The following is a 21,435-nucleotide window of genomic DNA, read 5'->3' on the forward strand; positions in this document are numbered from 1 at the left end:
CGATAATGGATGTTCCGTACGACGCTTTCGTCACGGATTTTTTCAGCAACGGATTCTTCAGAAACGGATAGTTACACAGCCTATGAGCGAGTCGGATCAGACCACGGCTGCGGCCGAAAACCGTAAGCCCAAGCGCCGTCGCCGCAAACCGCGTCGTCGCCAATCCAGTTGGGACCCCCGTCAGTTCCAGGTGCCCGCCGTTGCAGGCAAGTGGCGTTTTCACGATTTCGATCTGCCGCTGCCGCTGATGCGGGCTATCCATGCGCTGGGCTTTGAGTATTGCACCCCGATTCAGGCCGAGGCCCTGCGCCAAACCCTGCTCGGCGGCGACATCGTCGGCAAGGCGCAAACCGGCACCGGCAAGACGGCGGCCTTCTTGATATCGATGTTGGCCTACTTCCTCGAAGAGCCTGCGCCCAATGGGCAGAAACCCGGTGCGCCGCGCGCGCTGATCGTTGCGCCCACCCGCGAGCTGGCACTGCAGATCGAAAAAGATGCCAAGGCTCTGGCGCGCTTCACCTCGCTCAAGGTGGCAAGCGTGGTGGGGGGCATGGATTATCAGGTCCAGCGCGAAAACCTCGCTGAGAACCTGGATATTCTCGTTGCCACGCCCGGGCGGTTGTTCGATTTCCAGCAAAAGCGTGATATCGACCTTTCTCAGGTCGAGGTGCTGGTGCTCGACGAGGCCGATCGCATGCTGTCGATGGGCTTCATCCCCGACGTCAAGCGCATCATTCGCTATACGCCGAAGCGAGAGGAGCGCCAGACATTTCTGTTCTCGGCGACCTTCACCGACGACATTCTCAACCTCGCCAGCCAATGGACCCATGCAGCGGCGCACGTCGAAATCGAAGTCACCGTCGACAATCAGGCCGATATCGACCAGCGTGTCTATCTGGTCGCCGATGACGACAAACAGCGCCTGTTGATCAAGCTGCTCGAGCAGGAGAGCTTCGAGCGGGTGATGGTGTTCGGTAATCGCCGCGATTTGGTGCGCAAGCTGGACGGCGTATTGAAGAAGGCGGGTATCAGCGCGGCCATGCTCTCGGGCGACGTGCCTCAGAGCCAGCGCATCAAGACGCTGGAGCGCTTCCGCGAAGGTGAGCTCAACGTGCTGGTAGCCACCGACGTTGCCGGGCGCGGCATCCATATCGACGATGTGAGCCACGTGATCAACTACACCCTGCCCGAAGACCCCGAAGACTACGTTCATCGTATCGGGCGTACCGGTCGTGCAGGCGCCAAGGGCGTGTCGATTAGCTTCGTGGGCGAAGAAGACGCCTTCTCGCTGCCTGAAATCGAGCGTTACATCAACGCCAAGCTGCCCTGCGAGCATCCGCCCGAAGGTCTGCTGTAGCGCCCATGCTCGATGCTGCGTTGAAGGGCGAGATTCAGGGCGCCTACCGGCGCATGGTGGAGGAGCTGTCGCTCACGCCACGCTACGGGCAGCGCCTGATGATCGCCGAAATCGCCCGTACCCTGGGCGATATTACTCAAGACGATGACGGCAAGCGCACCAGCGATACCCACGTCTGCGTGCTCGAAGCGGGCACCGGCACCGGCAAGACCTTGGCCTATCTCACCGCCGCGCTGCCGGTGGCGCAGGCGCGGCGCAAGCGACTGGTGATCTCCACCGCGACGGTAGCGCTGCAGGAGCAGGTGCTCAATCAGGATCTGCCCACGCTTGCCAGCCATAGCGGCTTGGCCTTTCGCTACAGCCTGGCCAAGGGGCGCGGGCGCTACGTTTGCGTTGCCAAGCTAGACCAGGCGCTCGAAGGCGTCGAGCCCAACCCGACCATGTCGATGTTCGAGCAGGAACTGATCGCCACGAGCGGGGATTTCGCAACGCTTGCCACCGAGATGGGCCAAGCCTACGGGCAGGGCGACTGGGAGGGTGATCGCGACAACTGGCCGGTGGCCATCGACGATGCTCACTGGCGGCGGCTCACCGTCGATCATCGCCAGTGCACCGGGCGACGCTGCGGCCACTTCAACGCCTGCGCCTTCTTTCGTTCGCGCCGTGAACTCGAAAATGCCGACGTCATCGTCGCCAACCACGACCTCGTGCTCGCCGATCTAGCGCTGGGCGGCGGTGCCATCCTGCCCGACCCCGCAGACACCATCTTCGTGTTCGACGAGGGGCACCACCTGCCCGACAAGGCGATCTCGCACTTTGCCGAGCGCTTTGCCGTGCATGGGGCACTGCGCTGGCTCAAGACGCTCAAGAGCAATCTCACCGAGCTACATCAAGCGCTTGCGGTGCAGCCGACCGTTGCGCGCCTCTTGGCGGGCCTGCCCGAGACGCTCCAGGCGCTCGAACCGGCGCTGGGCGATGTCTTTACCCTGGGCCACCAGTTGGCCGAACGCGCCAATGGCCTGGGCGACGACGAGCCCCACTGGGTGCACCGCTTCGAAAAGGGGCAGGTGGGGGAAGCGCTGCGTGAGCAGGCCCAACAGCTCGTGGTGATGTTTGCAACGCTTTCGCGCGCGCTCGAGAGCATTGCCGATATCCTGCGCGAAAGCCTCGATCCGGATAAGCAGACGGGGCTCGATCGCGAGCAGGCCGAGACCTGGCTGCCGCTAGTGGCGCTGTTGCACGGCCGAGCGCTCGAGGCGCATGGGCTGTGGCTTGCCATGGGGGCGCAAGACGCCGCCAACGCTCCCCCTACGGCACGCTGGCTGACGCTGAGCCGCCCTGGCGGCGAGGCAGAAATCGAGTTCTCTGCAAGTCCGGTGTCGGCAGCGGCCACGCTTGCCAAGCACCTCTGGGGACGCTGCTTTGGGGCAGTGGTGACGTCGGCGACGCTGACGGCACTTGGCCGCTTCGAGCGGCTTCAGGAGCGCGCGGGGCTGGCCAATCGCTACCGCTACCAGCGCTTGCCGAGCCCCTTCGACTACGCCAATGCCGTACTCAGCGTGCCCTTCGAGGCCACCGATCCGAGTCAGCGCGAAGCTCACGAGCAGGCCATCGTTGCCTTTACCGCGAGCTTGGGAGAGCAGGAGGCTGCGCTGGTGCTCTTCTCCTCCCGCGCGCAGCTGCGAGCGGTAACCAAGGCGCTGCCGCCCAATGTCTTGGCGCGGGTGCTGGCCCAGGAGGCGCTGCCTAAGCGCGAGCTGATCGAGCGTCATCGCGCAGCGGTCGACAAGGGCAGGGGGAGCATCATCTTTGGGTTGGCAAGCTTTGCCGAAGGCATCGATCTGCCGGGCAAGTACCTGACGCACGTGGTAATCACGCGACTGCCCTTTGCGGTGCCGGACGACCCGGTAGGGGCGACGCTTGCCGAGTGGATCGAGAGCCAAGGCGGCAATGCCTTCATGCGTATCAGCGTGCCGGACGCCTCGATCAAGCTGGTTCAGGCTTGCGGGCGGCTGATCCGTAAGGAGAGCGACAGTGGGCGGATCACGCTGCTGGACCGTCGGGTGCTGACGCGGCGATACGGTCAGGCGCTGCTCGATGCCCTGCCGCCATTTCGGCGGGAGATTGCCTGAGGCGGCAGGGCGGAGGCCTTACTAGGTGTTTTGAGTGTTACGGCGACGTTCGGTCAGCGTCTTGGCAAGCTTGGTGTTCATCCGGGTGAAGGCGTCTGCCGTGGTATCCCAGTCGATACAGGCATCGGTGATCGAAACGCCGTAGGTCAGCTCGCTCAAATCGGCCGGAATTTTCTGACTGCCCCAGCCCAGATGCGACTCGACCATGAGGCCGATGATCGAGGTGTTGCCCTCGAGAATCTGGTTGGTGACGTTCTCCAACACCAGCGGCTGCAGGGCCGGGTCCTTATTGGAGTTGGCATGAGAGCAGTCGATCATGATGTTGGCCGAAAGCTTGGCCTTGGTCAGTGCCTGCTCGGCCAGCGCGACGCTGACGCTATCGTAGTTGGGCTTGCCGTTACCGCCGCGCAGGACCACGTGGCCATAAGCGTTGCCACGGGTGCGGATGATCGCCACTTGACCTGCCTGGTTGATGCCCAGGAAGTTATGCGGGTGAGCAACCGACTGTAGCGCGTTGATGGCGACATCGAGGCTGCCGTCGGTGCCATTTTTGAAGCCGACGGGGCCAGAAAGTCCTGACGCCATTTCGCGGTGGGTCTGCGACTCGGTGGTGCGGGCGCCGATGGCCGACCATGAGATGCAGTCCTGCAGATACTGCGGCGAAATCGGGTCGAGCGCTTCGGTCGCCAGCGGCAGGCCGAGCTCGGCCAGTTCGACCAGCAGCTTGCGCGCGATATGTAGCCCCTCTTCGATCTCGAAGGAGTCGTTCAAGTGGGGGTCGTTGATCAGTCCTTTCCAGCCGACCGTGGTACGCGGCTTCTCGAAGTAGACGCGCATGACGATGTAGAGGCTTTCGCTGACGTCATCGGCGAGCTTGCGTAGCCGTTTGGCGTAATCGAGAGCGGCGTCGACGTCATGAATCGAGCAGGGCCCGACCACGACCAAAAGGCGCGGATCGCTTCCGTCGAGAATGTTTTGAATGGTGCGGCGGCCCTCGATGACGGTGCGCTCGGCGCTCGGCGTCAGCGGGATCGCTTCTTTTAAGGCGTCCGGCGTGATCAGGACGTCCTCGGCGAGGACGTTGAGATTGTTGACCTGCTGTTGTGACATGATGCTTCCTGTGCTTGCGCGCTAGTCATTGGCGTGGCGCTACTATCGCCTGCAAGCGCAGTAAAAATCAATTATTGCGGAACTCATCGGCGTTGCCTGGGGTCAGCCAGAGCGTTTGTACGTGGGTGACGGACTTAGGTCACGATTGCCAGGGTAAATGCTTGATGCGTTGCGCGTAACGCGTAACACTTAGGCTTATTGGATTGGGGATCATTGCATTAGCAACGTTTTCGTACCCCATCGTTTTCATTACCCATATCGGGCGCTACGTTAGGCGCCTTTTTCACTAGACGACCATTCAAGGCCCAAGGGACGCTATGCTGCTTGCTGTAACCGCCCATGCAGTTGGGGTTGATAGATACGCCGTTCGACGAAGTGCGAACGGTTGGAAGGAGCGTATTGATGGGCACTCGTGAAACGGATCAGCAGTTGGTGGAGCGTGCCCAGAAAGGCGATACCCGCGCCTTCGATCTTCTGGTCAAGAAGTATCAGCACAAGATCATCGGCTTGATCAGCCGTTACGTACACGATCACGCCGAGGTCCAAGACGTTGCTCAGGAGGCGTTCATCAAGGCCTACCGGGCGCTTGGCAAATTTCGCGCTGAAAGTGCGTTCTACACCTGGATGTATCGCATCGCCATCAATACGGCCAAGAACCATTTGGTCTCGCGCGGGCGGCGTCCACCGGGCAGCGATCTGGATATCGTCGATGCCGAGATCGTCGACCAAAGCGGTCGATTGGCCGATTCAGAATCGCCCGAAGCGGCGATTGCACGCGACCAGCTGGAGGCGGCGGTGTTCGAAGCCATCGATCGCTTACCCGACGATCTGCGTACCGCGATTACCCTGCGCGAGCTAGATGGCTTGGCCTACGAAGACATCGCGCAGGTGATGCAGTGCCCGGTGGGTACGGTGCGCTCGCGTATCTTCCGCGCCCGCGAGGCGGTGGATGAACATATTCGCCCGCTGATCGCCACGGCGCGGAACAGCCGGGAGGATTGACGGTCTATTCGCCAGTGCGCTGCGCCTGACACACAAAAAATTACGCAAAGACGTTATTTTTGAACTGTCGGCGCAAAAGGGCGTCATAGCAGCTGACCGCTCAATGGATAGAATAGGCTGCCACTGAAAGCGCCTATTTTGTCGTAAACGGTCTGCTGATAAAGCGGTTTCCAGGTAATTTTTAGCTGCTTGATGTTGGCAGATAGCAGTTTATAAATTAGCAGTTTGTAAATAGCAGTTTGCTAAAAACGGTCAGGGAGAGCATGCCCACTACTGCATGCCGTTTTATATAACGCTTAGCGATACGCTGTTGGCGTTTGTCCCGGCCACTAAGATTCCGGATCGAGTGCGCAAGCCCCTGTCATGGATCTTTCTCAAATAGTGTGAGGGTGTGACGTATGAGTCAGAACACACGGGAGTCACTTTCAGCCCTGATGGACGGCGAAAGCGATGAGCTTGAGTTGCGTCGGCTTTTGAAGGCGCTTCCCGACGATGACGATGCAGCGCAATCTTGGCGTCGCTATCATTTGGCTCGCAGCATGATGCAGCGTGAGCGCAGCGTCGATACTGGTATCGATCTTTCTGCAAACATCATGGCGCGCCTCGAAGACGAGCCGTTGCCCACTATGGCCGATGGCTCTGCATCAGCCGCACGTCGAGGTAAGACCGGTGGCGTGTCGTTCATGCGCGGTGCAGGTGTGGCGGCTGCCGTATCGCTTATGGTGATCTCCGGCGTCCAGTTCTTGGGTAACGACCAAGGCGCCAATGTGGGTAGCGGCAGTGACATTGCCTTGGCGCCCACCAGCAGTGGCGGCGCTGGCGTTCAGCCCGTAAGCCTTGCGGCATCACAGGGCGTGGCAAGCGCTGGTGCCAGTGCCCAAACGGCTGCCGAGATGCCGATGTTCGAGCCCACGCCGTTTCGGTTGAGCGGGCAAAGCGGCCTGATGAATGTCAGCGATATGGCGAGTTTCGCTCCTGGCCCAATGGCGGCCGCTCAGTCTGGACCTGCGCAGTCGGTGGGCATGGACCCCGAACAGATTCGTCAATTGCAGTCCTATTTAGAGCAACATGCTCAAGGCGCTGCCTACGGCAGTAGCGATAGTTGGATGCCGCTGATGCGCTCCTCTGCTGTGAGTGAGCCGCTGGGTCTACGCTGATCGACGCTGGGCTCACGGTGTTGCGCTAACAGAGGTGTCTATCGCAGCACATAGTGCCTCTACCGCTTTCTTTGATTGATGCTAGCGAGACGTAAGTGACGTATCGAGGGATGACAACCGATTGCGAGCCTGCACGTTCCTGGACATCCAGGCTCATCATGACGGGAGCGTTGATTGCAACCGGTTTGCTCGGTTTTTCCAGCGTTGGGTTGGCGAGTTCAGATCTTGCAAGCCCGGCCCTAGTAAGCTCAGACCAAGCGCAAGCCGCGCCGAGCGAGCAGGATCGCGTCGACTGTAGTAGCGTCGTGGCGCCCGATCCGTCCTCGCCTGACGAGTGGCTCGAACGTAACCTCTGGGCGAGCCACTGTTATGCTTTCCAGGCTCGCGCTGTCATTATCGATGCTATCGGAGTGCGCACCTTGGCGCTTTCCCATCGACTTCAAGACGGCGTGCGCCAGCAGGTGGTACAAAACCTCGACGGCCCTTCGGTCAGCGTCGAGCGCCATGCTCAGGCGGCACGCCCGGCATGGCTTAACACCGATGACATTAGTAGCAATGCTGTCGGTGTCGATGGCGACTCCTCCTATACCGCCGTGTGGGCCGAACATCTGGCGCGCTACTACCGTATCGAATCCGAAGCGGAGTCCCGCGTTGCCGGGCGCGACACGATCGAGCTCGATTTCTACCCCTTAGATAATGACCGCTATACCCATGAGTGGTCGATCGATCGCAGCACGGGGCTTTTGCTCAAGCATGTGCTCAAGAGCGCCACGGGTGAAGTACTAGAGACCTTCCAGGTGACTCAGCTACAGGAGCCTCAACGTTACGACGGCGATATTCGCATCGAGGCCATGGACGCCATTCCTAGCTACGATTGGCAGGCCAATTGGCTCCCCGATGGTTTCGTCGAACAGCCTGCCGTCTCGGCCACTTCGCAGCGGGCGCAGCAGCGTAGCTACAGTGATGGCATGACTACTATTAGCGTGTTTGCCGAGCCTGTCGAAGAGGGCTCGGGACTGGCGCCCGGTGTACGCCAGCTCGGCGTTTCAGGGGTGGCCGTCAAGCGCGTAACCACCGGGGATCAACATTGGCAGCTCTTGGCCATTGGCGAAGTACCGCTGACCACGCTTGAGCGCGTGCTTGATGCCGTACAGCCTACCGATGGTGATGATCCCGTCGCCAACGCGGAGTTGTGATGGTAGGTAAAAAAGCTATTTATCGATATTTGCCGCGCCTGACCCGTTCTAGGCGGGCGAGCATCAAAGGAAGTTGACGCCGACGCTATTGGCTTGCTTTGCAAGCGGGTGTCGGCGTCTTCGTGTGGCGCTTTGGTTCGATGTGGCGGGTGATCCGCCTCTCTGGCCGATGCGCTGATGTATAGGACGCAGTGGGTGCATGGAATGCAATCCGGCCTGCCCAGGCCTTGTCGTCGTGTCGCTATCACTCTCATGCCACGACTTTTTTCGCTGTCATCCTGATTAGGAGCTCTTGCATGAAACGCTTGATACTCCCTTCGACGCTGTGGCTCATGGCGCTCGTTTTCATGTTGTTAGGTCAAAACGTTCAGGCGCAGTCACTGCCTGATTTTACTCAGTTGGTAGAGGATGCCGCGCCAGGCGTCGTCAATATTTCGACCAGCCGTACCGTTCACCGCTCCTCGCCCGCCATTCAAGGCTTCGGTGGGCAGGACATTCCCGAAATTTTCCGTCACTTCTTCGGTGACACCTTCCCCTCGCCGCCCGGGCGTGGCGGGCACGGCCGTAGCGAAGCGCGGCAATCGCTCGGTTCCGGGTTCATCATCAGCGCCGACGGCTACGTGATGACCAATGCCCACGTCGTCGAAGACGCCGACGAGATCCTGGTGCGGCTAAACGACCGCCGTGAACTCGAAGCCGAGCTAATCGGCAGCGATGTCCAGACCGACGTGGCGCTGCTCAAGGTCGATGCCACCGATCTGCCGGTGCTGCAGTTAGGTGACTCCGATGCCCTTAAAGTGGGTGAGTGGGTAGCGGCTATCGGCTCGCCCTTCGGCTTCGATCACTCGGTGACGGCGGGTATCGTCAGTGCCATCAATCGAACACTGCCGAGCGATACCTATGTGCCGTTCATTCAGACCGACGTGGCGATCAACCCTGGTAACTCGGGCGGGCCCCTGTTCAATCTCGACGGTGAAGTCGTGGGTATCAACTCGCAGATATTTACCCGCAGCGGTGGCTTCATGGGGCTTTCGTTCGCCATTCCCATCAACGTGGCGATGAACATCGCCGATCAGCTGCGTGACGATGGGCAGGTCAGTCGCGGTTGGCTCGGGGTGATGATCCAGCCGGTATCGCGTGACCTAGCAGAATCTTTCGGCATGGATGATGCCGTAGGTGCGCTGATTGCCGATCTCGACCCCGAAGGGCCGGCGGCTCAGGGTGGCCTGCGCGCGGGCGACGTGATTCTTTCCGTCGATGGCGAGGCCGTCGAACAGTCCAACGCCTTGCCGCGCCTCATCGGCCGCGTTGCACCGGGCGACGAGGTGGAGCTGAGGCTGATGCGTGACGGCGAAGAGGTGACCGAGCGCGTCGAGCTTGGCAACTGGCCGGATGCGGGGCAGGGTGGTAAAGGGGCGCAGAGCCAGGTGCGTTTAGGCATCGCGGTCTCCGAGCTCGATGACGCCATGCGTGAGCGCCTCGATATTCAGGGTGGCGTGATGGTCAATGAAGTCGAGCCCGGTAGCGTTGCCGCCGCCGCTGGTCTGCGTGCCGGTGACGTACTGGTCAGCGTCGATCATCGCAGCGTCTCTTCGGCCGAAGAGCTTGTCAGTATCGCCGAGAGCCTGCCTTCCGATCGTGCTATTCCGCTGCGTTTGTATCGCGATGGCCGTTCGCTTTTCGTTGCGCTGCGCCTGGAGTAAAGGCGCAAAGCGATGGGGCAATAGAAGGGCAATAAAGGCCGTAACGAGAAGAGGGTGCGGCAGCAGTCCGGGCGTTGGTGCCGGACTGCTGTTCCTGCACCGCGCATATCGCTACAATAGCATCCAACTTTTTGTCGAAATTAGCCTAGCGGCCCGATTTCAGCATGGCGGACATGGGGCGACCCATGTCCGTCGCGCGTCTCTACCACCGCTTGCGTACCACTAAGGCAGAACACTCTCGATGTCTCACGATGCCCCCAGCGATAAGCTCAAGCACATCCGTAACTTCTCCATCATTGCGCATATCGACCACGGCAAGTCGACTCTCTCGGATCGTCTGATTCAGGTTTGCGGCGGCTTGACCGAACGCGAACTCAAGGAGCAGGTGCTTGATTCGATGGATATCGAGCGCGAGCGCGGAATCACCATCAAGGCGCAGTCGGTCACCCTCGACTACACCGCCCAGGATGGCCAAACCTACCAGCTCAACTTCATCGACACCCCCGGGCACGTCGACTTCTCCTATGAAGTGTCGCGCTCGCTCTACGCCTGTGAAGGGGCGCTGTTGGTGGTCGATGCCGCCCAGGGCGTCGAGGCACAGTCGGTGGCTAACTGCTATACCGCCATCGAGCAGGGCCTCGAAGTGCTGCCGGTACTCAACAAGATCGATCTTCCTCAGGCCGATCCCGATCGCGTCGCCCAAGAGGTCGAAGAGATCATCGGCTTGGATGCCACCGATGCCTGTCAGGTGTCGGCCAAAAGCGGTATCGGCATCGATGAGCTGCTCGAGCGCCTGGTGCGCGACATCCCTTCACCCAAGGGTGATCCCGATGCGCCGCTGCAGGCGCTGATCATCGATTCTTGGTTCGACAACTACCTCGGCGTCGTGTCGCTAGTGCGCCTGTTCGATGGCACGCTGCGCAAGGGAGACAAGATTCGCATCAAGTCGACCGGGCGGGACTGGAACGCCACCGAGATCGGTATCTTCACTCCGCTGCGTAAGGAGACCAACGTTCTGCGCGCCGGGGAGGTGGGCTTCGTGGTGGCTGGGATCAAGGAGATCCATGGCGCGCCGGTAGGCGATACCATCACCCATACCAAGACGCCGGACGTCCCTCGTCTACCGGGGTTTCAGAAGGTCAAGCCGCAGGTTTACGCCGGGATGTTCCCGGTCAGCGCCGACGACTACGAGGACTTCCGCGACGCGTTGGAAAAACTCGCGCTCAACGATGCCTCGCTCGAGTACGAACCGGAAAATTCGGACGCCCTCGGTTTTGGCTTCCGCGTGGGTTTCCTCGGCACCCTGCACATGGAGATCATCCAGGAGCGCATAGAGCGTGAGTACGATCTCGATCTTTTGACCACGGCGCCGACGGTGGTCTACGAGTTGGGAATGAAAAATGGCGACGTGAGCTACGTCTCCAACCCCTCGAAGCTGCCGGACATGGCCGACGTCGACGAGATGCGCGAGCCGATCGTACGGGCCAGCATCCTGGTGCCCCAAGAGTACGTGGGTAACGTCATCGCCGAGTGCGAACAGCGCCGCGGTACCCAGCTCGATATGCAGTTCTTGGGTAACCAGATCCAGCTCACCTACGAGCTGCCGATGTCAGAAGTGGTAATGGACTTTTTCGACCGCCTGAAATCCATCTCGCGCGGCTATGCGTCGCTCGAGTACAACTTCGAGCGTTTCGAAGCGGCTAAGCTTGTGCGCTTGGACGTGCTGATCAACGGCGATAAGGTCGATGCCTTGGCGGTGATCATTCACCGCGATCACGCTCATTCGCGTGGGCGTCTGCTGGTCGAGAAGATGAAAGAGCTGATTCCGCGCCAGATGTTCGATGTCGCCATCCAGGCGGCCATCGGCGGCCAAGTGGTAGCGCGCTCGACGGTCAAAGCACTGCGCAAGAACGTGACCGCCAAGTGTTACGGCGGCGACGTCTCGCGTAAGAAGAAGCTACTCGAAAAACAGAAAGCCGGTAAGAAGCGCATGAAGCAAGTGGGGCGCGTCGAAATCCCCCAAGATGCCTTCCTGGCCGTACTCAAGGTCAACGATTAGGAATCACCTGACTCATGGATTTTTCACTTTTGCTGGTTCTGGCGGTGCTGCTGTCGGGCATCGTTTATTTTGTGGATGCCGTCTGGCTGCGTAAACGTCGCCGCCAGCGCGTCGCTGCTGCCGAAAGCGCTACCACCGAAGGGCTCGACGCCAAAACGCGAGAAAAGCTGGAAAAAGAGCCCTGGTTTGTGGACTACGCGCGCTCGTTCTTTCCGGTGTTGTTCGTCGTCTTGATCGTGCGCAGCTTCATCGTCGAGCCGTTTCAGATCCCTTCGGGCTCGATGCGTCCGACGCTGGAAGTCGGCGACTTCATTCTGGTCAATAAGTACGCCTATGGCCTGCGCCTGCCGGTGCTGCACACCGAGGTGGTCGAGGTGGGTAAGCCCGAGCGCGGCGATGTCATGGTGTTTCGTTTCCCCCAGGAGCCCTCGGTCAACTTCATCAAGCGCGTTGTGGGTCTGCCGGGCGACCGTATTCGCTACGAAGGCAAGCAGCTCTACGTCAACGGCGAGCCCGTGGGTAAGCTTTTGATCGAAGAGGGGCCCGAGGCCTCGCCGGACCAGTTGCTGCTGCGCGAGCAGCTCGGCGGCGCCAACCATTTGATCTATAACAACCCGCGCGATCCGGGACCGCAGGTGCGGGAAATCGAAGTGCCCGAAGGCCAGTACTTCATGATGGGCGACAACCGCGACCACTCCAACGACAGCCGTTACTGGGGTATGGTGCCGGAGGCGAATATCGTCGGTCGCGCCTTTGCCGTGTGGATGCACTGGGATGGCGGCCTGCCCAGCTTCTCTAGCGTACGCCGGATCGAGTAAGCTTGACGCTAAAGGGCGCTAAGCATTTTTTGTAAACGTCGATGACGTAGGAGCCTTGTGAGCAACTCTTTAAATGCGTTTTGCCGACGGATCGGCCACACCTTCGGCGACGAGTCGCTGCTGGAACTGGCCATGACGCATCGCAGCTTCGGCGGGCGCAATAACGAACGCCTGGAGTTTCTAGGCGACTCGATCGTCAATTTCGTCATCGCCGAGGCGCTTTTTCAGCGCTTCCCACAGGCGCGTGAAGGACAGCTTTCGCGCCTGCGCGCGCGCTTGGTCAAGGGCCAGACGCTAGCAGAGCTCGCCCGCGAAATGGCCTTTGGCGAGTGCCTGCGCCTGGGCTCGGGGGAGATGAAAAGCGGCGGCCACCGGCGCGAATCGATCCTTGCCGATGCCGTCGAAGCGGTGATTGGGGCAGTCTATCTCGATGCCGGCATGGATAGCGTGCGCGAGCGCGTGCTTGCCTGGTACGCCGAGCGCCTCGAGAACATCTCGCTGCAGGATACGCAGAAAGATCCCAAGACCCGGCTGCAGGAGTTTTTGCAGTCGCGTCAGGCCGCCTTGCCGCGCTACGAGGTGGTGTCGGTCAAGGGCGAAGCGCACGCCCAGACCTTTACCGTGGAGTGCTATATCGATCTGCTTAGCCAGCATACCACCGGTAAGGGGCCTAGCCGACGGCACGCCGAACAGCAGGCCGCCGAAGAGGCGCTGCTGCATCTTGAAAAACGACCGGGAGAGACGCCATGAGCCAAGACGACCAGCGCCAAACCTGTGGCTTTGTCGCCATCGTGGGCCGCCCCAACGTGGGCAAGTCCACCCTCATGAACCGAATTCTCGGCCAGAAAATTTCGATCACCTCGCGGCGCCCGCAGACCACGCGCCACCAGGTAATGGGCATCAAGACCGAGGGTGGGGCGCAGTTCATCTACGTCGATACCCCCGGCATGCACATCATGTCGAAAGACCGCAACAAGGCGATCAACCGCTTCATGAACCAAGCGGCAAGCCAGGCGCTGCGCGATGTCGACTGCGTCGTGTTCATCATCGACCGCACGCGCTGGACCGATGAAGACCAAGCCGTACTCAAACGCCTGGAGCACGTCGAAGCGCCGATCATCCTTGCGGTGAATAAGGTCGATCGCCTCCAAGACAAGGGCGATTTACTGCCCTGGCTTGCCGAAGTGGGGGCGCGGCGCGAGTTCGCTGCCATCGTGCCTATCTCGGCCAAGCACGGCACCCAGGTAGATACCCTGGAAGCCGAGGTCGCCAAGCACCTCCCCGAAGGCATTCACTACTTCCCCGACGACCAGGTCACCGACAAGAGCCTGCGCTTTCTTGCTGCCGAACTGGTACGTGAAAAGGTCATGCGTCAGCTGGGCGACGAACTGCCGTATCAGATGACCGTCGAGATCGAGGAGTTTCGCGAGACCGAGCGCGTGACCCACATCAGTGCGCTGATCCTGGTCGAGCGTCAAGGGCAAAAAGTGATCCTGATCGGCGAGAATGGCGAGCGTATCAAGAGTATCGGTCGCGAAGCGCGCCTCGATATGGAACGCGCCTTCGGCACCAAGGTAATGCTCAATCTCTGGGTCAAGGTCAAGCGCGGCTGGTCGGATGACGAACGCGCGCTGAAGAGTCTGGGATACGATCTCGACTGATCATGCCGACGGCACCCGAACCCGCCTTTCTTCTTCATCGCACGCCCTACCGTGAAAGCAGCGCGCTGGTCGATCTGTTGACGCTGCATCATGGCCGGGTGCGCGCCGTGGCCCACGGTATGCAGCGTCCCGGTTCCAAGGCGCGCCAGCGGCTACAGCCGTTCACTCCGCTATTCGTCAACTGGAAGGGCGAGCGCGAACTCAAGCGCTTGAGCCTTTTGGAGTCGCGCGGCCAAACCGCCTTACTGGCTGGTGAAGGCCTACTCTGCGGGCTCTATGCCAACGAGATCGCCACGCGGTTGCTGCCGATGGAGCTGCCCGCTGCCGATGGGTTCGCCTTTTACGCTGCGCTTCTCGAAGCGCTTCCGGTGCCTCAGGCGCGCGCCCTGGCGCTGCGTCGCTTCGAGTGGAGCCTGCTCGATACTCTAGAAGCCACCCCGCGCTTTGTCGGCGATGACGGCCAGGCGCTCGACCCTCAAAGCAAATACTGCTTCGTCGCCGAGAGCCGCTGCTTTCGCATCGCCGAAAGCGGGCTCGATGGCCGCGCGCTGCGCTATATCGATCAGGGCGATTGGGAGCATCCTGGGCTTGCCGGTACGCTCAAGGCCGTACTGCGCGCAGCCTTGACGCCGCTTCTTGGCGTGAAGCCTTTGCGCTCGCGAGAGCTGATGCAGGATCTGGCCCTGCGGCGTCGCCGCGCCGACGGGGCGCCGAGAGTGGGTGGGGCATCTTGAACTGCCCATTTTCGGTTAGATTTTATTGGCGTTATAGTGACACACCCAGTTTTCTTTGCATTCGGCACTCACGCTTCACCACTCACTCTTTATCACCTACCTTTCACCACTTATCCCTCATCATCCATTAGGAGCCTGCCATGCACCCGCCGCGGATTCTTCTAGGCGTCAATATCGATCACGTAGCAACGCTGCGCCAAGCGCGGGGGACGCGCTACCCTGACCCGGTGCAGGCAGCGTTGCTGGCCGAAGAGGCGGGCGCCGATGGTATCACCGTGCACCTGCGCGAAGATCGCCGCCATATCCAGCCGCGTGACGTGCGCCTGCTGGCCGAAGTGCTCAATACGCGTATGAACCTTGAGATGGCGCTCACCGAAGAGATGCTCGCCCTGGCCGAAGAGGTGCGCCCGGCGCACGTTTGCTTGGTGCCGGAAAAGCGCGAAGAGCTGACCACTGAAGGCGGCCTCGACGTGGTCGGTCAGTTCGATGCCGTTGCTGCAGCGTGTCAGCGGTTAAGCGCGGTGGGATGTGACGTGTCGTTGTTCATCGACCCCGACGAAGCCCAGGTCAAGGCCGCCTTTGCGGCGGGGGCGCCCACCATCGAACTGCATACCGGCGCCTATGCCGAAGCCCCCATGGGCAGCGCCGAGGCCAACGCCGAGTACGTGCGGCTCAGCCAAGCAGCGCAAAAGGCGCTGGCGCTCGACCTCGTGGTCAATGCTGGACACGGGCTCAACTATCACAACGTCGAAGCGATAGCTGCGCTGCCAGGCATCAACGAGCTCAATATCGGTCATGCCATCATCGCCCGCGCTTTGTTCGTCGGGCTCAAAGAGGCGGTTGCCGAAATGAAGCGTCTGACCATCGCGGGGCAAGAGGCTGGTTTGATGGCGGCACTCGATGCCCACGATCATGACCATGACGATGATCACGCGCATGCACACTCCCACGATGATCACGGCCACTGCTGCGGCGGCCACTGAATGATCGTTGGGATTGGCTCGGATATCGCCCGCATCGCACGCTTTAGCCGCGCCATGGAGCGCCACGGGCCGCGCTTTGCCGCGCGCATTTTGGGCGAACAGGAGCAGCGCGTGCTGGCAACGGCGCCGCAGCCTGCGGCGTATCTTGCTAAGCGCTTCGCGGCCAAAGAGGCGTTTTTGAAGGCGTTGGGGCGTGGGCTTCGCGATGGTTTACAGTGGCGCGACGTCCAAGTCGTCAACGATGCCTTGGGTAAGCCGTCACTGCGGCTAAGCGGTGCGGCCGCAGCGCTGGCGCGTGAACAGGGGGTGACCGCCATGCACGTAACCCTTAGCGACGAGGCCGACTATGCCGTGGCCTTCGTCGTGCTTGAGCGCTAAGGTCGCGTCTTTGCCGCAGGATCAGAGACGATCGAGCGTGTGGCGCTGGGCAATGAGCCGCGCCATCGCTTGGTAGAGCTCCTCCAGTAACGCTTCCGCCTGGGCCAGATCGCTGGTGCGCAGGCGCGTTTCCAAGGTTTCCACCGTCAATGCCAGCTCCGGCGCCCCGCAGTAGCGGCTGGCGCCGTTGAGGGCATGCACGTGATCGAGTAGAGCCCCCAGGTTCTGCGCCGCGAAGGCGCGGCGCATCTGGATCTCGCTCTCCTGCAAGGTATCAATCAATCGCTTGAGCTGCTCTTTGGCAAGATCCTGGCGCCCGCCTGCCAGCCGCGTACCCAGCGCAAGGTCGATGACTGGTAGGCGAGCGCTGGGGGGCTGAGCGGGCGGGGCTTTGGCGCCAGGCGGCTCCAGCGCCGATGGCGGGGGTAGCACGGCGCCGAGCCCGAGAAAGCGATGCAGCAGTGCGATCAGCTTGGCTTCGTCGACGGGCTTAACCAGCACGTCGTCGAGCCCGGCCGCCAGCCACTGCTCACGCTCGCCGCTGGGAACGTGAGCGGTTACGGCAACGATGGGGCAGCGTGACCACACCTTGTTCAGCCGTCGCAGCGCTTGCGTGGTCTGTATGCCGTCCATTCCTGGCATGCGAATGTCCATCAGCACCAGATCGAACAGCTGGCGTCGCGCGTACTCCAGCGCCTGGGCGCCGCTCTCGGCCAGGGTCACCTGGACTTCTTGGCTTTCGAGCATGGCCTTGAGCAATTCGCGGTTGGGTGCGTTGTCGTCGACGATCAACAGATCGATACCGCTCTGCGGCGCAGGAAGCGCTGCAGTAGCCACTGATGGCAGGGTAGCGCCATTCTTCTGGCTCAACAGCTGGCTTACCGCATCGGCGAGCTTGGCTCGGGTGAAGGGCTTGTAGATGACCTCGCCACCGTGGGGTAGGGCGATGGCGGGCAGCTCGAAGCTGCTGCAGTTGACCAATACAAGCGCAGGACCTGCGTGGTCATGCAGCGTTTCGCGCCACTGTTCTAGCGACTCGCCGCTTGCTTCGCTCGTATCGATGCCCAGCACGAGTAGATCGGCAGCGTCTTCGCTGCTGGGCGTGAGTAGGGTGGCGCCCCAACGCTGAAGCAGATGCTCCACCACCATGCGCGTGGGCCGGTGCGCTTCGATCACCCGTACGCTGGGATGTGCCAACGCGAGCTCACTAGGGCGCGCATTGGCGTTGTGAGCCAAGAGCGGCAGGGTGAAGGAGAAGGTCGCGCCTTTGCCAAGCTCGCTTTCGACGCTGATCTCGCCGCCCATGCGCTGCACCAGCTGGCGGCTGATGGTCAGTCCCAAGCCGCTACCGCCGAACTGGCGCGAGTGGCTGGGCTCGGCCTGCGTGAAGGCGCTAAAGAGCTTTTGTTGCTGCTCGTCGCTCATACCAATGCCGCTGTCGCTAACGCTGATATCGAGCACCACGTGTTGGCCTTCATAGGCGTCGAGCATGACGCGAATCACCACCTCTCCGCGGTGGGTGAACTTGAGCGCGTTGCTGACCAGGTTGTTGAGCACCTGATGGATGCGTAGCGGGTCGCCACTCAGCGGCGTCGGCACGTCATCGTATACCATGGCGACGAGCTGCAGCTGCTTGCGCTGGGCTTCGGGGGCATGTAGGCCCAGCACTTCGTCGACCAGGGCGACGATGTCGACGTCGGCCTCTTCGAGGGTGAGCCGGTTGGCTTCGAGCTTGGAAAAATCGAGTACGTCGTTGACCAGCATCAGTAGATTGTCGCAAGCCTTGTGCACGTGCTGCAGCCAGTCGCGCTGGCGCTCGTCGAGGGTGGAGCGCCCGAGGAGGCGGCAAAAGCCGATGATGCCATTGAGCGGCGTGCGAATCTCGTGGCTCATGTTAGCCATGAATTCCGACTTCACCGCATTGGCCCGCAGTGCGCTGCGATGCGCCATATCGAGTTTGATGTTCTGCTCTTCGATGGTTTCCATCGACTCCTGCAGGTCGCTGGTGGCCTGTTCGATCTGTAGCTGGAGATCGTGCTGGGCGCGCTGAAAGTCTTCCGCCAGGGCATTGATATGTAGCGTCAACTGGCGCAGCTCGGTGGCCGACGATGGGCTGAGATAGAGATGATAGTCGCCACGCGACAGACGATAGAGCGCCTGATTGGCTTCTTCGATTGGCCGCGTGGCGTGGCGGCTCAGAGCGTAGGCAAATAAAAACAGCAAAAGCCCTAGCAGCATGCCACCAAGGCCCAGGCTTGCAATCAGGCGGTAGCGCTCGAGAGTGAGCGGGCGAAGATCCGCTTCGGCCTCGAGCCAGCCGGTAGTGAAGTCGATTTGCGCACTGGCGGTGCTGGCGTAGAGCGGCATCTGCATCAGTAGGGTGTCATCGCTGGCGTCGAGGGTGGTGGCGCCGGGAATGCGCGAAGGCAGTGGCGTGGCTGAGCCGCGGCCCAGCGCCACTAAGCGGTTGCCCTGCTCATCGAAGATCGCGATGGAGCGCAGCCCCTTACCTTCGAAAAAGTGCTGGGCGAGTGATTCCAGCGTTTCCAGGTCGGTATCGGCAATGGCGGCGCCTAAACTCGGGGCCAGCAAGGTGCCCGCCATCTCAAGACGCTCTTCGAGGCGGTCATGGCTCTTGGCCTCTTCCTGAACCACGAACAGCGCTGCCATGACACCATAGACCAGCAGCGGAATGCCGAGCAGGGCAAGCAGTAAGCGCGTGTTGAGTGACATAACGGTGTAGCTTTCCCCGGTAGTTGCCTGTCCAGCCCAAGAGAGCCTCGATATAATGCAGCATATCGGTTTAATTAAGGAAGGTGCGATGCATTATCCCACTCTGGAAGACGTCGTCGGCAATACGCCGCTGGTGCGGCTCAAGCGTATTACCGCTGGGCGTGGCAACACCCTACTAGCCAAGCTCGAGGGCAATAACCCCGCAGGCTCGGTGAAGGATCGCCCCGCGCTTTCCATGCTCAACGAAGCCGAGGCGCGTGGCGATATCGCCCCCGGCGATACCTTGATCGAAGCCACCTCCGGCAATACCGGTATTGCGCTGGCCATGGCAGCCGCGATCAAAGGCTACCGTATGGTATTGATCATGCCGGAAAGCGCTTCCTCCGAGCGCAAACAAGCCATGGCGGCCTACGGCGCCAAGCTGATTTTGGCAAGCAAGGAGGGCGGCATGGAGGAGGCACGCGATCTCGCCGAGGGCATGATCGCGCGTGGCGAAGGCAAACCGCTCAATCAGTTCGCCAACCACGATAACCCGCTGGCCCACTACCGCACCACTGGCCCTGAAATTTGGCAGCAGACCCAAGGTCAGGTGACCCATTTCGTCAGTTCCATGGGCACCACCGGCACCATCATGGGGGTATCGCGCTTTCTCAAGGAGCAAAACCCCGAGGTTCAGATCGTCGGCCTGCAGCCTGCCGATGGCGCTAGCATTGCCGGTATTCGGCGCTGGCCCGAGGCGTATTTGCCCTCGATTTTCGAGGCCCAGCGGGTCGATGTAACGCTCGATATCGGCCAGCTAGAAGCCGAAGAGCACATGCGCCGCTTGGCGCGCGAAGAGGGCATTCTGGCAGGCGTCTCCTCGGGTGGGAGCCTGGCGGGGGCGCTGCGTATCGCCGAGCAGGTGGAGAACGCGACCATCGTTTTCGTGGTCTGCGACCGCGGCGACCGCTACCTCTCCACCGGCCTCTTCGCCCCGGAGGTATAGATGGCCCTGCTGGGTAAGAAGCGCCCGCCGCGCGCGGCTTCAGGAAAGTCGGGCTTGGCGCGCGGCGCTTCTGTACGGGTAAGCGACCTGCCGCCGGCTGCAGGTGAGGCGCCCGCATCGAACGCGCTGTTGCACATCGAACGTCTCGCCCACGACGGCCGCGGTATCGCCCGCCTGGCGGGTAAGACGCTGTTCGTCGACCGCGCCCTGCCAGGCGAGCGCGTCGAGGTGGCCATTCATCGCACGCGCAAGCGCTTCGATGAAGCGCACGTCAAAAAGCGCCTCATCGATGCGCCCGAGCGGGTCGAACCACCCTGCCACCATTTTGGCCAGTGCGGCGGCTGTGATCTTCAGCATCTCGAGGTTCCCGCTCAGCGTGCGCATAAGCACGCCGTGGTGCATGACTTGCTGTTGCGTCAGGGAGTCGCGTGGTCGGGGCCGGTGGCGGCGCTCAACGGTGAGCAACAAGGCTATCGCCGCCGCGCTCGCCTGGGTGTCAAGGTGGATGGCAGCGGTCAGGTACATCTGGGCTTTCGCGCCGCAGGCAGCCACCATTTAGTGGATATCGCCGCCTGCCCGGTGCTGGTTACGCCGCTTCAACGCCTGTTGGCGCCGCTGCGAGCACTGCTTACCGCGCTCGAGGCGCCGCGCCTGGTGGGGCATATCGAGCTTCTGGCAACCGATGCGGCCTGCGTGGTGCTGGTGCGTCAGCTGAAAGCGCACGCTAACGACCAAGCGCGCTGGGCCGCCTTCGTTGCCGAGCACGACGCACGTTTGGCCATGTGGCAAGGGCGCGAGGCACCCGAGCTGCACTGGTGGGGCGAGCCCGTAGCGCTTTCGGATACGCTCGCACTGCCCGGTTTGCCTCCCATCACCCTTGCCTTCGAGCCGGGCGATTTTCTCCAGGTCAACGCCGAGGTCAACCGCCAGATGGTGGCCCATGTGGTCGCTTGGCTGGCACCCAAGGGGGCGCAGGTAGTGGATCTGTTCGCCGGTATCGGCAACTTCAGCCTGCCTCTGGCCGCCGCCGGTGCCAGCGTACACGCCGTGGAAGGGGCGGCGGCCATGGTCGAGCGTTTGGCGGGTAATGCGCGTGCCAATGGCCTGGCGGTGACCGCGCAGCAGGCCGATCTCTTTCAGGCCGACAAGGTATCGGCGCTGTTCGATGCCTATGGTTCGGCCGATGCCGTAGTGCTCGATCCACCGCGTAGCGGCGCTTTGGAGGTGTGCCGAGCGCTCGCCGCGCGACCTGCGCCCCGTGTGGCCTACGTCTCCTGCGACCCCGCCACGCTTGCTCGCGACGCGGCACTGCTGGTTCAGGCAGGCTACCGCATTCGCCAGGTGGCGGTGGCCGATATGTTCCTGCACACTGCCCATATGGAAACGCTGATGCTGTTTGAGTACGCGCAGTAATCTTGAGTGCATCA

At 61.5% G+C, this 21,435-nt stretch carries 17 protein-coding genes; 15 read left to right on the plus strand and 2 right to left on the minus strand.

The window, feature by feature from the left end:
• Window positions 1-82 precede the first annotated feature (82 nt).
• Together rhlB and dinG are read left to right on the plus strand one after the other, a co-directional pair.
• Window positions 83-1,357: an ATP-dependent RNA helicase RhlB gene (rhlB, locus tag LLY24_RS12325; protein WP_259036595.1), complete on the plus strand. Its 1,275-nt coding sequence runs from the start codon at window positions 83-85 to the stop codon at window positions 1,355-1,357.
• A 5-nt stretch (window positions 1,358-1,362) separates the two neighbouring features.
• The gene (gene dinG / locus LLY24_RS12330; RefSeq protein ID WP_259036596.1) at window positions 1,363-3,489 is read left to right on the plus strand and encodes an ATP-dependent DNA helicase DinG; all 2,127 of its coding nucleotides are present in this window, start codon (window positions 1,363-1,365) and stop codon (window positions 3,487-3,489) included.
• 21 nt (window positions 3,490-3,510) lie between these two features.
• On the opposite strand, the gene LLY24_RS12335 is transcribed toward dinG, so the two are convergent.
• The gene (locus tag LLY24_RS12335) at window positions 3,511-4,599 is read right to left on the minus strand and encodes a 3-deoxy-7-phosphoheptulonate synthase (RefSeq protein ID WP_259036597.1); all 1,089 of its coding nucleotides are present in this window, start codon (window positions 4,597-4,599) and stop codon (window positions 3,511-3,513) included.
• Between the two features lie 402 nt (window positions 4,600-5,001).
• On the opposite strand from LLY24_RS12335, the gene rpoE reads away from it, so the two are divergent.
• The 11 genes from rpoE to acpS all read left to right on the plus strand — a co-directional run bounded on the left by rpoE (window position 5,002) and on the right by acpS (window position 16,290).
• A complete protein-coding gene (gene rpoE, locus LLY24_RS12340; protein ID WP_259036598.1) occupies window positions 5,002-5,601 on the plus strand; it encodes an RNA polymerase sigma factor RpoE in 600 nt (199 codons plus the stop codon).
• A gap of 398 nt (window positions 5,602-5,999) precedes the next feature.
• Entirely contained in the window at window positions 6,000-6,758 is a 759-nt protein-coding gene (locus LLY24_RS12345) for a sigma-E factor negative regulatory protein (RefSeq protein ID WP_259036599.1), read from the plus strand.
• Between the two features lie 158 nt (window positions 6,759-6,916).
• Window positions 6,917-7,954: a MucB/RseB C-terminal domain-containing protein gene (locus LLY24_RS12350; protein WP_259036600.1), complete on the plus strand. Its 1,038-nt coding sequence runs from the start codon at window positions 6,917-6,919 to the stop codon at window positions 7,952-7,954.
• Between the two features lie 296 nt (window positions 7,955-8,250).
• Window positions 8,251-9,657, plus strand: a complete 1,407-nt coding sequence (locus LLY24_RS12355) for a DegQ family serine endoprotease (protein ID WP_259036601.1) — start codon at window positions 8,251-8,253, stop codon at window positions 9,655-9,657.
• Window positions 9,658-9,898: 241 nt separating this feature from the next.
• Complete coding sequence (gene lepA, locus LLY24_RS12360) at window positions 9,899-11,716, plus strand: translation elongation factor 4 (RefSeq protein ID WP_259036602.1); 1,818 nt, start codon at window positions 9,899-9,901, stop codon at window positions 11,714-11,716.
• 14 nt (window positions 11,717-11,730) lie between these two features.
• Window positions 11,731-12,534 (plus strand): signal peptidase I, encoded by an 804-nt coding sequence (gene lepB / locus LLY24_RS12365; protein WP_259036603.1) that lies wholly within the window; start codon window positions 11,731-11,733, stop codon window positions 12,532-12,534.
• 57 nt (window positions 12,535-12,591) lie between these two features.
• Complete coding sequence (gene rnc / locus LLY24_RS12370; RefSeq protein WP_259036604.1) at window positions 12,592-13,284, plus strand: ribonuclease III; 693 nt, start codon at window positions 12,592-12,594, stop codon at window positions 13,282-13,284.
• Window positions 13,281-14,195, plus strand: coding sequence for a GTPase Era (gene era / locus LLY24_RS12375; RefSeq protein ID WP_259036605.1), 915 nt, complete (start codon window positions 13,281-13,283; stop codon window positions 14,193-14,195). Before rnc ends, era begins: the two co-directional genes overlap by 4 nt.
• A gap of 2 nt (window positions 14,196-14,197) precedes the next feature.
• Window positions 14,198-14,929 (plus strand): DNA repair protein RecO, encoded by a 732-nt coding sequence (gene recO / locus LLY24_RS12380; RefSeq protein WP_259036606.1) that lies wholly within the window; start codon window positions 14,198-14,200, stop codon window positions 14,927-14,929.
• Window positions 14,930-15,069: 140 nt separating this feature from the next.
• Window positions 15,070-15,912 (plus strand): pyridoxine 5'-phosphate synthase, encoded by an 843-nt coding sequence (gene pdxJ / locus LLY24_RS12385; RefSeq protein WP_259036607.1) that lies wholly within the window; start codon window positions 15,070-15,072, stop codon window positions 15,910-15,912.
• Window positions 15,913-16,290, plus strand: a complete 378-nt coding sequence (gene acpS / locus LLY24_RS12390) for a holo-ACP synthase (RefSeq protein ID WP_259036608.1) — start codon at window positions 15,913-15,915, stop codon at window positions 16,288-16,290. It begins immediately after the preceding gene.
• A gap of 21 nt (window positions 16,291-16,311) precedes the next feature.
• Here the strand turns inward: acpS and LLY24_RS12395 are convergent, their stop codons facing one another.
• Entirely contained in the window at window positions 16,312-19,023 is a 2,712-nt protein-coding gene (locus LLY24_RS12395; RefSeq protein WP_259036609.1) for an ATP-binding protein, read from the minus strand.
• 88 nt (window positions 19,024-19,111) lie between these two features.
• Between LLY24_RS12395 and cysM the strand changes: the two genes are divergently transcribed.
• Together cysM and LLY24_RS12405 are read left to right on the plus strand one after the other, a co-directional pair.
• Complete coding sequence (gene cysM / locus LLY24_RS12400; RefSeq protein WP_259036610.1) at window positions 19,112-20,008, plus strand: cysteine synthase CysM; 897 nt, start codon at window positions 19,112-19,114, stop codon at window positions 20,006-20,008.
• Window positions 20,009-21,421, plus strand: a complete 1,413-nt coding sequence (locus LLY24_RS12405) for a TRAM domain-containing protein (protein WP_259036611.1) — start codon at window positions 20,009-20,011, stop codon at window positions 21,419-21,421.
• Window positions 21,422-21,435: the final 14 nt, after the last annotated feature.

Origin of the sequence: Halomonas dongshanensis, from assembly GCF_024790395.1 — a bacterium.
In the GTDB taxonomy this organism is placed as follows: domain Bacteria; phylum Pseudomonadota; class Gammaproteobacteria; order Pseudomonadales; family Halomonadaceae; genus Vreelandella; species Vreelandella dongshanensis.